The organism is Cellulosimicrobium sp. NPDC030954 (genome assembly GCF_055571305.1).
Window position 1 is genome coordinate 621,265 of record NZ_JBVIFN010000001.1, and the last position, 15,203, is coordinate 636,467.

Annotated in this window: 4 protein-coding genes; all 4 read left to right on the forward strand. The window is 71.8% G+C overall.

Annotated features, from left to right (window positions below; all coding sequences use genetic code 11):
• Nucleotides 1-36 precede the first annotated feature (36 nt).
• The 4 genes from ACZ402_RS02585 (at nucleotide 37) to ACZ402_RS02600 (ending at nucleotide 15,158) form a co-directional block, all read left to right on the forward strand.
• Nucleotides 37-4,227 carry a beta-L-arabinofuranosidase domain-containing protein gene (locus ACZ402_RS02585; RefSeq protein WP_375822360.1) on the forward strand — a complete coding sequence of 1,397 codons (4,191 nt, stop codon included), beginning with the start codon at nucleotides 37-39 and terminating at the stop codon, nucleotides 4,225-4,227.
• A gap of 169 nt (nucleotides 4,228-4,396) precedes the next feature.
• Complete coding sequence (locus ACZ402_RS02590) at nucleotides 4,397-7,291, forward strand: beta-xylosidase family glycoside hydrolase (RefSeq protein ID WP_375822359.1); 2,895 nt, start codon at nucleotides 4,397-4,399, stop codon at nucleotides 7,289-7,291.
• Between the two features lie 153 nt (nucleotides 7,292-7,444).
• On the forward strand, nucleotides 7,445-9,862 hold the full coding sequence (locus tag ACZ402_RS02595) for a family 43 glycosylhydrolase (protein WP_375822358.1): 2,418 nt from the start codon (nucleotides 7,445-7,447) through the stop codon (nucleotides 9,860-9,862).
• 358 nt (nucleotides 9,863-10,220) lie between these two features.
• Nucleotides 10,221-15,158 (forward strand): family 43 glycosylhydrolase, encoded by a 4,938-nt coding sequence (locus tag ACZ402_RS02600; protein ID WP_375822357.1) that lies wholly within the window; start codon nucleotides 10,221-10,223, stop codon nucleotides 15,156-15,158.
• Nucleotides 15,159-15,203 lie beyond the last annotated feature (45 nt).

Here is a 15,203-nt window from a genome sequence, read left to right on the forward strand (position 1 = left end):
GGCGACGCCGCCCGCGCGCGACCCTGAGGAGCAACGATGCACCCCCGACCGACCGACGGCGTCCGCCGTCGACCCGGCGGCGCGGCCCGGCTGGCTGCCGTGGCGGCAGCCGCCGCGCTCGCCCTGACCACCTGGGCGCCGTCCGCCGTCGCGGCCGACGCCCTGCCCGACCCTGTCCTCGACCTCGCGTTCGACGGCGACGTCGCCGACGCGAGCCCCCTCGCCCACCCGGTGACGCTGAAGGGCCACGCCGGCTCCGCGCCCACCGGCTACTCCTACGTCGATGGCGTAGACGGCGCGGGGCAGGCCCTGCGACTGAGCGGGAGCACGTACCTCGACCTCGGGTCGTCGACCGCGCTGCAGCCCGAGGACCTGACGCTCTCGTTCTGGGTGGAGCCCAATGGGAAGCTCTCGGGCGAGCACGTGATCACGTGGAACAAGCGGGCCTACAACTCCGACGGCTGGTACCTGTCGTCCGAGTCGGACACGGTGCCGCTCGCGCTGTCGGTCGGGCCGGCGTCGGGCCAGCCGTACAAGGTCCGCGTCGCAAGCTCCGACCGTGCGGCGTTCTTCCCGGCGGACGAGTGGACGCACGTCGTCGTCACGTACGACCACGTGACGAAGGACGTGGCGTTCTACCGCAACGGCGAGAAGGTCCCGTCCACGGTCGCCAACGCCGTCGGCGGCGACGCGACGGGCGTGCTCGGCTCCGACCCGGCCCTGCCCAAGACGATCGGGTTCAACGGACCCCAGTACAACGGCGCCTACCTCCGGGCCGCGCTCGACGACTACCGCCTGTACGACGCCGTCGCGGACCTGGGCGACGTCGTCGGGCTCTACGAGGAGAGCGGGCGCACGGTCGACCGCGACGCGATCGCCCAGGACGACGCCGACGCGCTGTCGCTGCCCGAGCGCGCGACCGTCGCGCTCGTGCTGCCGACGACGGGCTCGCGCGGCTCGACCGTGACGTGGCGGTCGTCGCACCCGGAGATCGTCGGGACCGACGGGACCGTGGTCCGGCCGACGATCGGGGAGGACGACGCGCACGTCACGCTCACCGCGACCGTGCGCTACCTGGACGGCGAGCCCGTGACGCGCGACCTGGAGGTCGTCGTGCCCGCGCTCGTCGACGAGACGCCGCTCGAGGACACCGCGCTGCCGTCCGTGCTGCTCTCCGACGACTTCCTCCAGAACGCCGCGGCGAAGGAGCACGAGTACCTGCTGAGCCTCGACTCCGAGACGTTCCTCTACGAGTTCTACAAGGTCGGCGGGCTCACCCCGACCACCGCCGCCGGGTACGGCGGCTGGGAGCGCAGCAACGCCGTGAACTTCCGCGGCCACGCGTTCGGGCACTACCTCTCGGCGCTCGCGATGTCGTGGTCCTCGACCCGGGACCAGGCGACCAAGGACGCGCTGTTCACCGAGATCGAGGAGGGCGTGGGCGGGCTCGCGCGCGTGCAGGACGCGTACGCCGCCGCCCACCCCGGCTCGGCCGGGTACGTCTCCGCGTTCCGCGAGTCGATCCTCGACCAGGTGCAGGGCACCGGGACGTCGGACGAGAACGTCATCGTGCCCTGGTACAACCTGCACAAGGTGCTCGCCGGGCTGCTCGACGTCGCCGAGTACGTCGACGGCCCCGTCGGGGACCAGGCGCTCGCCGTCGCGACCGAGTTCGGCCTCTACGTGCAGGGGCGCGTCGCGAAGCTCCCGAACACCGACGTCATGCTCCGCACCGAGTACGGCGGCATGAACGAGGCGCTGTACGAGCTGTTCGACCTCACCGGCGACGTCCGGATCAAGGAGGCCGCCGAGGCGTTCGACGAGGTGACGTTCTTCCGCCAGCTCGCCGCGGGCCAGGACGTGCTGCCCGGCAAGCACGCGAACACGCAGATCCCCAAGCTGCTCGGGGCGCTCAAGCGCTACCGCGTCTTCACGCAGAACCCCGACTACTACGACCTGCTCACGCCCGCCGAGAAGGACGAGCTGCCGATGTACCTCGCGGCGGCGGAGAACTTCTTCGACATCGTCGTGCGCGACCACACCTACGTCACCGGCGCCAACAGCCAGGCCGAGCACTTCCACGCGCCCGGCTCGCTGCACGAGCGCGCCGACGAGCAGGGCACCGCGCGCAACGCCGAGACGGCCGAGACGTGCAACGAGTACAACATGCTCAAGCTCGCGCGCGAGCTCTTCAAGCTCAGCAAGGACGTCCGGTACGCGGACTACTACGAGAACGCGTTCATCAACACGATCCTCGCGTCGCAGAACCCGGAGACGGGGACGACGACGTACTTCAACCCCATGGCGTCGGGCTACCACCGCGTGTACAACCTGCCGTTCACCGAGTTCTGGTGCTGCACCGGCACGGGCATGGAGAACTTCTCCAAGCTCGGCGACTCGATCTACTTCACCGGCCAGGGCTCGGTGTGGGTCAACCTGTTCTTCTCCTCGACCGTCGAGCACGCGGAGCAGAACCTGCGGCTCACGCAGGAGGCGAACCTGCCGAACGAGGACACGGTGACCTTCCGGGTCGACGCGCTCGACGGCGGCGCGGTCGCCGACGGCGCGACGCTGCGGTTGCGCGTGCCGTCGTGGATCGCGGGCGACCCGGCCCTCGAGGTGAACGGCGCCGCCGTCGAGCCGGTCGTGTCCCGCGGGTACGTCGTGCTGCCCGTCGCCGCGGGCGACGTGGTCCGGTACACGATGCCCATGGCGGCGTCCGTCGTCGACACCCCGGACAACCCGTACTTCGTCGCGTTCCGGTACGGGCCGGTCGTCCTCTCCGCGACCCTCGGCGAGGTCCCCGAGCCCGCGTGGCAGGGCACGGGCATCCTCGTCCGCTCCTCCACGCGCGACGCCGACGCCCAGACGACGATCACGGCGGCGAGCATGGGCGCCGACGAGTGGAAGGAGCGGATCGCGGAGAACCTCGTCCGCGTCGAGGACGACGCCGAGGGCCGGGTCCAGCTCCGGCTGCGGAACACCGCCGACGGCGGTGACCTCGTGTTCACGCCCCACCACACCAACTGGGACGTGACGTACGGGCTCTACCTCAACCTCGACGAGCCGGACTCCGCGGCGTCGCAGGAGCGCATCCTGCGCGCCAAGCAGGAGCTGCGCGACGCCGACCGCACCGTCGACAGCCTGACGAGCTTCGACAACAACAACTTCGAGAACGCGAAGAACCTCAAGCAGAGCGGGTCGTCGGTCGGGACGTTCTCCGGCCGTCAGTTCCGCCATGCGAACGGCACGGGCTGGTTCAGCTACGACCTGATGATCGACCCGGCCTCGGCGTCGAACCACCTGGGCGTCACGCTGTACTCGGGCGACCAGGGTCGCGTCTTCGACGTGTACGTGAACGACGAGAAGCTGAAGACGATCACCACGGTCGCGAACGCCCCGACCAAGGACGAGCAGGGGTTCTACGTCGACACGACGGCGCTCCCGGCGAAGTACCTCGAGATCGGCGAGGGCACGCGCTGGAAGGTCGACAGCGCGGGGGAGTACGTCCTCGACGAGGACGGCGAGCGCATCCCCGTGGTCACCGTGCGCTTCCAGGCGACGGGCGGCTGGGCCGGAGGCGTGTTCGGCGTCCGGGTCGACCGCGCGGCGTCCTACGACGCGACGCCCGGGCTCGCGGCGCTCGCGTTCGACACCGGGTCGCTCGTCCCCGCGTTCGACCCGGCGACGACCGACTACACGCTCACCGTGCCCGCGGGCACGACGAGCGTCGTGCTGGACGCCGACCCGCACGTGCCGAGCGGACTGGTCCGTGTCGACGGCGTGCTGATCGACGACACGCAGGGTCGCGTCGTGCCGCTCCCCGCGGACGGGAGCACCCGGACCGTGGAGGTCGTCGGCGTCGCGCAGGACCACGAGACGGCGACGACCTACCGCGTCGAGATCGTGCCGGGGGCGACGGCCGTCGTGCCGCTCGACGTCGAGGTCTCCCCGCGCTGCCTCGCGGGGAAGGTCTACGTCGCCGTGCGGGCGACCAACACGGGCGACGCGCCGGTGGACGTGACGCTGGCGACGCCGTACGGGGAGAGGTCGTTCGCCGACGTCGCCCCGGGCACGAACGCGTACCAGTCGTTCGCCGCACGCTCGGTGTCGGTCCCCGCCGGCACCGTGACCGTCACGGGCTCCGCGGTGCTCGACGGCCCCGATGGCCCGCGCGAGGTCACCACGGCGTACGACGTCCCTCTCGGCGCCCGCGCCTGCGGGTGACGCCCGTCCCGCCGACGGAGCGACGCAGTCCGCCGGGGAGGTCCGGGGCCACGGCCCCCGCGACCACCCCGGCGGACCGTGGCCCGCGCCGGGCGGGCCCGAGAGCGATATCGGTATCGATACCGCTCTCCGCACGATCGACCATGACCTCGACGAGGAGGAGAGAGAGATGAGCAGGCAGGTGAGGGCGGCCGTCGCGGCGGCGCTGGCGGGAGTGCTCGCGCTCGGCGCGAGCACGACGTCCGCGGCGGTGGCGGACGAGTCGAGCGAGGGACCGGGAGGAACGAGCACGATCACCGGGCTGACGACCACCGACCACGGCGACGGGACGTACGGTGTCCCGCTGCTGGGCAGCGACGTCCCCGACATCTCGGTGGCGCGCGTCCCCGCGGCCGAGAGCGACGAGGGTCGCGACGTCTACTACATGATCAGCACCACGATGCACCTCGCGCCAGGCGCGCCGATCATGAAGTCGTTCGACCTCGTGAACTGGGAGATCGTCGGGTACGTCTACGACCGGCTCGGCGTGGGCGACGTCTCCTCGCTGCGCAACGGGCAGAACGGCTACGGCAACGGTCAGTGGGCGTCGTCGTTGCGCTACCACGACGGCACGTTCTACGTGGTGTTCAACACCAACGACCTGGGCGGGTCCTACCTCTTCCGCACGGACGACGTCGAGCACGGCGCGTGGGAGCGCACCCCGCTCGGACGGGGGTTCCACGACCCGTCGCTCTTCTTCGACGAGGCTGACGGCGGGACGCCCTACATCTTCTACGGCTCGGGGGCGACGAGCGCCGTCCGGCTGAACGACGACCTCACCGCGATCGAGCAGGACTTCCCGAACATCTTCCGCGCCGAGGACTACGCCGCCGAGCCGTTCGTCGGCGGCCTGTTCGAGGGCGCCCAGGTGCACTACATCGACGGCGAGTACTACGTCGCGATCATCACGTGGCCCAGCGGCCAGAACCGGCAGGAGGTGCTGTTCCGCTCGCCGCACCTGCTGGGCCGCTACGAGACCGCCGACGGGTCGAACCCGTACGTGGCGCGCAGCGCGCTGAACTCCGACGGCTTCGCCCAGGGCGGGCTCGTCGAGGTGCCCGACGGCGCGGGCGGCTACGAGTGGTGGGGCATGTTCTTCCGCGACACCTACCCGCTCGGACGCATCCCCGCGCTCATCCCCGCGACGTGGGAGGACGGCTGGCCCACGTTCGGCGACGACGGCGTGGTCCGCGTCGGCGACACGTTCGCCAAGCCGATCGTGCTGGACCCGGCGACGGAGCGGCGGGAGCGGCTGAAGAGCATCGTCGCCTCCGACGACTTCGCGAACGACGCCGAGCACCGCGCGTTCAGCGACACCGTCTGGGAGGTCCCCGACGCGCCCACGTACGACGAGTCCCTGCTCGGCGTCGAGCTCGTCGCCAACCCCGGGTTCGAGGACGCCGGGACCGCGCCCTGGGCAGCGCAGTTCGGGGCGACGCTGTCGCGCGAGACGAGCGGCGCCGCGTCGGGCACGGGCGCGCTGCGCGTCGCGGACCGGACGCTCAACGGCTCGGGCCCGAACCAGCAGCTCGGCGGGAAGATCCAGGCGGGCGTGACCTACGAGGTCTCGGCCCGGGTCCGCTACGCCACGGGGCCCTCGACGGTCCGCTTCAACCTGGTCGGCGACTGGGGTGCGGGCGTGAAGACCCTGGCCTGGGCGGAGGCGACCCCCGGCGAGTGGGCCACGGTCAGCGGCACCTACACGGTGCCGACCGGCACGGACGTGAGCACGTTCAAGCTCGCGGTCGAGACGCCGTGGGCGAACCCGCAGCCGCCGTCGTCGAGCGTCGAGTACCTGCTCGACGACGTGTCCGTCGTCGGCCGTGCGCCGGACGTCGAGACGCCCACGCTCGAGGAGGTGTCGTACAACGGCTCCGACCTCGACCTCGCGTGGCAGTGGAACCACGCGCCGGACAACCGGTACTGGTCGCTCACCGAGCGCGAGGGCTGGCTGCGCCTGACCAACGGGCACGTCGTGACCGGCGAGGCGGAGTACACCAAGGCGCCCGGGCGCGACCTCACGTATCTCGAGGAGGCGCGCAACACCCTCGGGCAGCGCACGTTCGGCCCGACGTCGTCGGCCCAGACGAGGCTCGACGTCTCCGGCATGCTCGACGGCGACGTCGCCGGGCTCGCCGTCTACGGGCGCAGCTTCGCGTACGCGGGGATCCAGCAGGTCGACGGCGAGCGCACGCTCGGTCTCGTCACCCGGCTCCAGCCGTTCGCCGACACGATCGACCGCGAGGCGGTCGAGTCGTTCGTCCCCGGGTCGCAGGTCCCGCTGGGCGAGCACGCGGACGTGCACCTCAAGGCGGACGCGGACTTCGCCTCGCCGGACGGCCAGCTCTGGGTGCAGTACTCCTACAGCCTCGACGGGCGTACCTGGCAGCCGCTCGGTGCGCGCCAGGGGCCGCTCGTCATGGACTGGAGCCTGTCCCACTTCATGGGGTACCGGTTCGGCCTCTTCTCCTACGCCAAGGAGCAGACCGGCGGGCACGTGGACTTCGACCACTTCCTCCTGAGCGACGTGCTCGACACCGACGGCGGCGCCGACCGGACGGCGCTCGACGCCGTCGTCGCCGAGGCCGAGGGGCTCGACCCGGCGGACTACACGGCCGAGTCGTGGTCCGCCGTCGCGAAGGAGCTGGCGGCGGCGCGGGCCACGACTGCGCCGTCGACGCAGAACGAGGCCGACGCACCCGCGCGGGCGCTCGCGCTCGCCGTCGCGTCGCTCGTGCGGGCCGACGTCGCCGAGGTCGTGTTCACGGCCGAGGCGAGCGTGCGCGCGCTGGCCGGGAAGGACTACGTCGCCGTGCGCGTGACGAACGACGAGGACGTGCCGGTGGACGTCGTCGTCACCACGCCGTACGGCAGCCGGTCGTTCGCCGACGTCGAGCCGGGCCGCCACGCGTACCAGGCGTTCGCGAGCCGCCTCGCGAACGCCCCGGCGGGCGAGGTGACGGTCTCGGTCACCCGCTCGACCGACGGGTCCACCGCGACCCGCACGGTCGCGTACGGCAGCTGACCCTGCCGCTGATCCGCAGGCGGGCCGCCCGGGCGGCCCGCCGGTGCCGGACGAGAGGAGGGCGCAGGACGACGGCGCGACCCCGCCGTCGGCACGACCGTCCGCGCGAGGCGCGCGGACACCCACGCAAGACACATCGATCGAGGAGGATCCATGGACACGCACCACCGCAGACGACGTCGCCTGCGCGGCGCCGTCGCCGGGGCCGCGCTCGCGACGCTGCTCTCGGCGTCGCTCGCCGCGCTCCCGTCGTACGCCGCGGACGAGGAGCTGGTCGTCAACGGCGGCTTCGAGGACGGCACGACCGGCTGGTTCGTCAACAACGGCAACGCGACCGACAAGGCCGTGCTGTCGACCACCGACCAGGCGTTCGCGGGCGAGGCCGCGGCCCTGACCACCGAGCGCGCGACGACCGGCTCCGGTCCGATGCAGGACCTCAGCGGCAAGGTCCGCGCGGGCGAGACGTACGAGCTCACGGCGAAGATCCGGTACGACGCCGCCGCGGCCCCGGCCACCAAGCAGTTCTTCGCCACGATGCACTACGGCGGGGGGACGTACACGAACCTGGTGAGCGTCACCGCGACCAAGGGCCAGTGGGCGACGTTCGACGGCCGGTTCACGATCCCGGCCGACCAGAACGTCAGCACGGCGCGGCTGTTCTTCGAGACGCCGTGGACGAGCAACCCGTCCGCCGACCCGGCGACGCACCTCATGGACTTCGTGCTCGACGACGTCTCCGTCGTCGGCGCGGCCCCGCCCGGGCCACCCTCGAAGACCATCGAGGTGCTCGGCAAGCTGCCCGGCGAGCACAACCCGCTCATCTCCCACAAGTTCGGGGCCGACGGGTTCGGGTTCGTCGAGGACGGGCGCGTGTACATGTACATGACGAACGACACCCAGGGCTACGCGCCCGACCCGGTGACGGGCGTCTCGCCGCAGATCAACTACGGCAGCATCAACCAGATCACGCTCATCTCGTCCGAGGACCTCGTGAACTGGACGGACCACGGCGAGATCCAGGTCGCGGGGCCGCAGGGCGTCGCGCCCTTCACGAACAACTCGTGGGCGCCGGGCATGGCGAAGAAGACGGTCGACGGCGTCGACAAGTACTTCCTCTACTACGCCAACGGCGGCGGGTCGTCGAACGTCATCACGGGCGCCTCGCCGCTCGGGCCGTGGACGAGCGAGCGCGACAGCACGCTCATCGACGGGCGCACCCCGGGCGCCGAGGCCGTGGCCTGGAAGTTCGACCCGGCCCCGCTCGTCACCGACGACGGCGCGTACCTCTACTTCGGCGGCGGCCCGGCGTCGACGTCGATGCCCGCGGCGGAGCGGTTCAACAACCCGAAGAACATCCGCGTCATCGAGCTCGGCGACGACATGGTCACGACGCAGGGCACCGCGGCCGTCGTGGACGCGCCCGTGGCGTTCGAGGCGGCGCAGGTCTTCGAGCGCGACGGGAAGTACTACCTGTCGTACTCGTCGCACTTCGGCGGGAACGACTTCGGCGGCAACCAGGCCACGCTCCCGGGGTACCCGGGCGGCGGGCAGATCGGCTACATGATCTCCGACGACCCGATGTCGTTCCCCAAGGAGACGTACGCCGGCGTGATGTTCCCGAACCAGTCGCAGTTCTTCGGCGCGGGCACGGGCGGCAACAACCACCAGTCGGTGTTCGAGCTGGACGGCAAGTACTACTTCACGTACCACGCGCCCACGCTCAACAAGCGCATCAACGGGAGCACCACGCAGGGCTACCGCAGCCCGCACATCCAGGAGCTGACGTTCAACGCGGACGGCACGGTCCAGCAGGTCGTCGGGGACTACGCGGGCGTGGACCAGGTCAAGGACCTCGACCCGTTCCAGGTGCTCGAGGCCGAGACGTTCGCGTGGCAGCAGGGCCTCGCCACCGCGAAGGTCGACGGCGGCTCGGCGCAGTTCGGGGACGGGGCGCCGAACCTCGTCGTCCGCGACGTCGACGCCGGCGACTGGTCGGCGCTGTCGTCGGTCGACCTCGGCGACGGCGCCGCGAGCGTCACGGCGCGCGTCAAGCCGCTCGTCGAGGGCGCCACCGTCGAGGTGCGCCTCGACGACCGCGAGGGCGCCGTCGTCGGCACGCTCGACCTCGACACCCCCGTCGGCGAGTGGGCGGACGTGACTGCCGCCCTGGACGGCGTGAGCGGCGTCCACGACGTGTACTTCACGTTCGCCGGCCCCGCGGGCGTCGACCTCGTCGAGGTGGACACGTGGGAGTTCGCGGCCGACGCCGCCGGCCCGGCCGTCGAGCTCGACGTGACCGCGTCCGCACGCTGCCTCGCGGGCAAGGCCTACGTGGCGGTGCGTGCGACGAACCCGGGCGACGTCCCGGTCGACGTCACGCTCGCGACGCCGTTCGGGACGCGCGTCGTGAGCGACGTCGCGCCGGGTGCGAGCGCGTACCAGTCGTTCGCGGCCCGGTCCACGTCGCTCGCGGCCGGGGTCGCGTCCGTCACGGGCGCGGCCGTGCTCGACGGCGCCGACGTGAGCACGCCGTACGAGGTCGCGTTCGACGCGCTCGCCTGCGGGGGCTGAGGGCGGACGGGCGCACGTCGCGCCCGGACGTCCCGTGAGCGGGTCGGCGTCGCGGACGCCGGCCCGCTCTGCCGCTGGATGCCCCTCTGTGCGTCGAGTGATGCGCTTCCGATCGAGTGATGCACGTCTGCGCGCATCGCTCGGTCGGAAGCGCATCGTCGGTCGGGCAGACCCGCACGGGTGTCCAGGTGCCGGGACGTGCCGGCCCGGGCACCGCGGAAACTCGATAACGGTTTCGGCGGGGTGGGTCGCCTTCGACTCTCGCTATGTTTGCGCGCACATGTTAGCGTTCACACGCGCGTCCGACGGCGGACGTGCGACCGGCGCTGCCGCCGGGCACGACGACGAGGAGTCACCGATGACCTCACGCCACGAACCACCCCCGACGCCCGCGGAGCCCCGCGCCCGACGCCGACGCCGCTCGCTCGCCGCGCTGCTCGGGCTCGCGCTGGTGGCACCGCTCGCGCCCGTGGGCGCGGCGGCCGCCGGCCCGATGCCCGCGGCACCCGCGCCGGTCCCGGCTGCGGCCGAGCCGAGCGCGGAGGGGCTCCGGCTCTGGCTCCCGCTCGACGAGACCGCGGGCACCGTCGCGCACGACGCCTCCGGCAACGGCCTGGACGGGACCCTCACCGGCTCCGGCGGCGGCTGGCAGCCCGGCCAGGGCCTGACGTTCGGCGGGTCCAACCACGTCGACCTGCCCGACGACCTCCTGGCCGGCTACGACGCCGTGACGGTGAGCGCGGACGTGTGGGTCGACGCGTCGCTGACCGGCAACTACTTCTTCTACACCCTCGGCAACCCCGCGGTCGGCACCCCGCAGTCCGGGGACGGGTACCTGTTCTCGACGGGCAACGCGAACTACCGTGCGTCGATCTCCGACCTCGCGTGGGGTCGCGAGCAGAACACCGCCAAGGCCCCCGCCGCCGCGCTGCAGCGCGGCGTCTGGAAGACGATCACGTACACGCTCGGCGGCGGCACCGCGCGGCTGTACGAGGACGGCGCGCAGGTCGGGCAGAACACGGCCGTGACCATCACGCCCGGCGCGATCGGCGGCGGCACGACGACCGCGAACGCGCTCGGGAAGTCGGCCTACGCCGCCGACAACCTCTTCAAGGGCCGCATGAAGGACTTCCGGCTCTACGACCGCGCGCTGACCGCGCAGGAGGTCGCCGACGTCGCGGCGGCTTCGGCACAGGACGCCGTCGCGGCCGACGCCGCCGCGCTCGACCTCGGCGACACGACCGCCGTCGTCACCGACCTCGCGCTCCCCGCGAAGGGCGTCGGCGGCTCGGCGGTCACCTGGGCCAGCTCGGACGACGCCGTCGTCTCCGCGAGCGGTGCGGTCACGCGCCCCGCGGGCGACGAGCCCGCGACCGCGACGCTCACCGCGACGGTGGCGCTGCGCGGCGCGACCGAGACGCGGACGTTCGACGTCACGGTCCTGCCGGGCGACGGCGACCAGGCCAAGGCCGACGCCGCGGCCGCGGCGCTCGAGGTGACGAACCTCGACGACGTGCGCGGCAACCTCACCCTGCCCACCACGGGGCTGCACGGCGCGAGCGTGACGTGGGAGGCGTCGTCGGGCGCGATCACCCCGACGGGCGAGGTGACGCGCCCGGCGCACGGCGAGGACGCCGAGACCGTGACCCTCACCGCGACGGTGACGGTCGGCACGGCCACCGCCACGCGCGAGCTCGCGGCGCACGTGCCGCCGCTGCCCGAGCAGGAGGACCTCGCGGGCTACCTGTTCTCCTACTTCGTGGGCGAGGGCACCGCCACGGGCGAGCAGGTCTACTTCGGGCTCAGCCAGGGCAACGACCCGCTGAGGTACCAGAACCTCAACGACAACCAGCCCGTCCTCACGTCGGAGCTGGGGGAGAAGGGCCTGCGGGACCCGTTCATCATCCGCTCGCCCGAGGGCGACAAGTTCTACCAGATCGCGACCGACCTCAAGATCTACGGCAACGGGAACTGGGACGCGTCCCAGCGCACCGGCTCGAAGTCGATCATGGTGTGGGAGTCCACGGACCTCGTGACCTGGACCGACCAGCGCCTCGTGCAGGTCTCGCCCGATACCGCGGGCAACACGTGGGCGCCGGAGGCGTACTACGACGAGACCATCGGCGCGTACGTCGTGTTCTGGGCCTCGAAGCTCTACGCGGAGGACGACCCGGGCCACACCGGCAACACCTACAACCGGATGATGTACGCCACGACGCGCGACTTCGTGACGTTCACCGAGGCGCAGGTGTGGGTCGACCCGGGCTACTCGGTCATCGACTCGACCGTGACGCGGCACGACGGCCAGTACTACCGCTTCACCAAGGACGAGCGGAACAACACGTCGTCCACGCCGTGCTCCAAGTTCATCCTCGGCGAGAAGTCGGCCGAGCTGCGCTCGACGGACTACGAGTTCATCACCGACTGCATCGGCAAGGCGAACTCGCTCGGCGGCGGGATCAACCAGGGCGAGGGCCCGACGATCTTCAAGTCGAACACCGAGGAGAAGTGGTACCTCTTCATCGACGAGTTCGGCGGCCGCGGCTACGTGCCGTTCGAGTCGACCTCGCTCGACGCGGCCGAGTGGACCATGTCCACCGACTACCAGATGCCGTCGCGCCCGCGCCACGGCACCGTGCTCCCCGTGACGCAGGCCGAGTACGACCGCCTGCTGAAGACCTACCAGCCCGACGCGTTCGTCGAGTCCGTCGAGGACGTCGCCGTGACCGTCCAGACGGGATCCGCCCCGGTGCTGCCCGCGACCGTCACCGCGACGTACGCCGACGGGTCGACCGGCCCGGCCGACGTCACGTGGGACGCGGTCGACCCGGCGTCCTACGCGCAGGCGGGGTCGTTCGAGGTCGCCGGCACGCTCGGCGGCGGCGTGAGCGTCCGCGCCCGCGCGGTCGTCACCGTGACCGACGACGTCGTCCCCGTCGAGGGCCTGAGCGTCACCCCGGAGTCGCTCGAGGTGGGCGTCGGCGGCACGCGGCAGCTCACCGCGACCGTCACGCCCGCCAACGCGACGGCGCGCGCGATCACGTGGGCGTCGGACGACGCCGACGTCGCCACGGTCTCGGCCGACGGCGTCGTCACGGGCGTCGGCGAGGGCCACGCGCTGGTCACGGCGACGACGGCCGACGGGTCGCACACCGCGTACGTCGCGGTCGAGGTGACCACGGAGATCCCGGGGCTCGTCGTGCGGTACGCGCTCGACGAGACGAGGGGCACGTCGGCGGCGAACACCGCGCCGGGGTCGTCGTTCGGCCCCGCGACGCTGACGAACGGAGCGGCGTTCTCCGGCACCGGCGAGGGCGTCCGGCTCGACGGGACGGACGACTACGTCGACCTGCCCGACCACCTGCTCGCCGGGCTGACCGACGTCACGGTCGCGCTCGACGTCAAGGTCGCCACCGACCAGGCCACGCCGTACTTCATCTACGGCCTGGGCAACACGAGCGGCACGGCAGGGAACGGGTACCTGTTCACCACCGGCAACGCGTACCGCACGTCGATCGCGACGGGGAACTGGACCACCGAGCAGACCGTCACCAAGAACGCGAACCTCCAGCGCGGGGTGTGGAAGCACCTCACGTACACGCTGTCCGGCACGACGGCCGTGCTCTACGAGGACGGCGTCGAGGTGGGCCGCCAGACCGGCGTCACGATCGACCCGAAGGACATCGGGAACGGCTCGACGCTCGCCAACTACATCGGCCGCTCGCTGTACTCGGGCGACCGCTATCTCAAGGGCTCGGTGCGGGACTTCCGGATCTACGACCGCGCGCTCACGGCGGACGAGGTCTACCAGGTCGGCGCGGACCACACGGCGGTCACCGGGGCGGAGCTCGACACGCTCAAGGCGCCGGCGATCGTCGACGGCGCGAGTTCGACCGTCACCCTGCCCGTCGTGCCGGGCACGGACGTCGCGGCGCTCGCGCCGGTGCTCACGGTCTCGCCGCGCGCGACGGTCACGCCCGCGAACGGCTCGGTGCAGGACTTCACGCAGCCTGTGGCGTACACCGTCACCGGGCCCGACGGGTCGTCGCGCACGTGGACCGTGCAGGCCAAGGAGATGGGCAGCCCCGTGCTCCCCGGGACGTACGCCGACCCGAACATCGCGCAGTTCGGCGACACGTTCTACCTCTACGCGACCACGGACGGCACGCCGGGCTGGGGCGGCAAGGACTTCTACGTCTGGACGTCCACCGACCTCGTCACGTGGGAGCGCTCGGAGCAGCCGTTCCTCACGCTCGACGGCGCGAACGGGAACGTCCCGTGGGCGACCGGCAACGCGTGGGCGCCCACGATCATCGAGCGGGACGGGAAGTACTGGTTCTACTTCTCCGGCCACAACCCGACGTACGACCGCAAGACGATCGGCGTCGCCGTGGCCGACAGCCCCGAAGGACCGTTCACCGCGCAGCCGACGGCGATGATCACGAACGGCGAGGCGGTCACGTCCGGACAGGCCATCGACCCGGCCGCGTTCCGCGACCCGGAGACCGGGAAGTACTGGCTCCTGTGGGGCAACGGCGGGCCGTCGAACGGCCCGGTCATGGCGGAGCTGAACGACGACATGACGTCGATCGAGCCGGACACGCTGCGGCGCATCCCCGGCCTGACCGACTTCCGCGAGGGCCTGTTCCTCAACTACCGCGACGGCGTCTACCACCTCACGTACTCGATCGACGACACGGGCTCGGAGAACTACCGCGTCGGCTACGCGACCGCGGACAGCATCGACGGACCGTGGACCTACCGCGGCGTGATCCTCGAGAAGGACCCGTCCCAGGGCATCCTCGGGACCGGGCACAGCTCGATCCTCAACGTCGAGGGCACGGACGACTGGTACATCGCGTACCACCGCTTCGCGATCCCCGGCGGCGACGGGACGAACCGCGAGACGACGATCGACCGGCTCACGTTCGGCGAGGACGGCCTCATCCAGAAGGTCGTGCCGACGCTCGAGAGCGTGGACCCGGTCGACGTCTCGCCCGCCCCGGTGGTCGAGCTGACCGTCGAGGCCACCCCGCGGTGCCTCGCGGGCAAGGTCTACGTCGCGGTGCGGGCGACGAACGCGGGCGACGTGCCCGCCGACGTCACGCTCACGACCCCGTACGGCACGAAGACGTTCGCGGGCGTGGCCCCGGGGGCGAACGCGTACCAGTCGTTCGCGTCCCGCGCGACGTCGGTCGAGGCCGGCACGGTGACCGTCACCGGCACGGCGACGCTCGACGGCACCCCGGCCACGACGACGTACGACGTCGCGTACGCCGCGCACACCTGCGGCTGACGACCCCGCCGAGGTAGAGCCGCACGTCGCGAGGTAGAGCTCTCG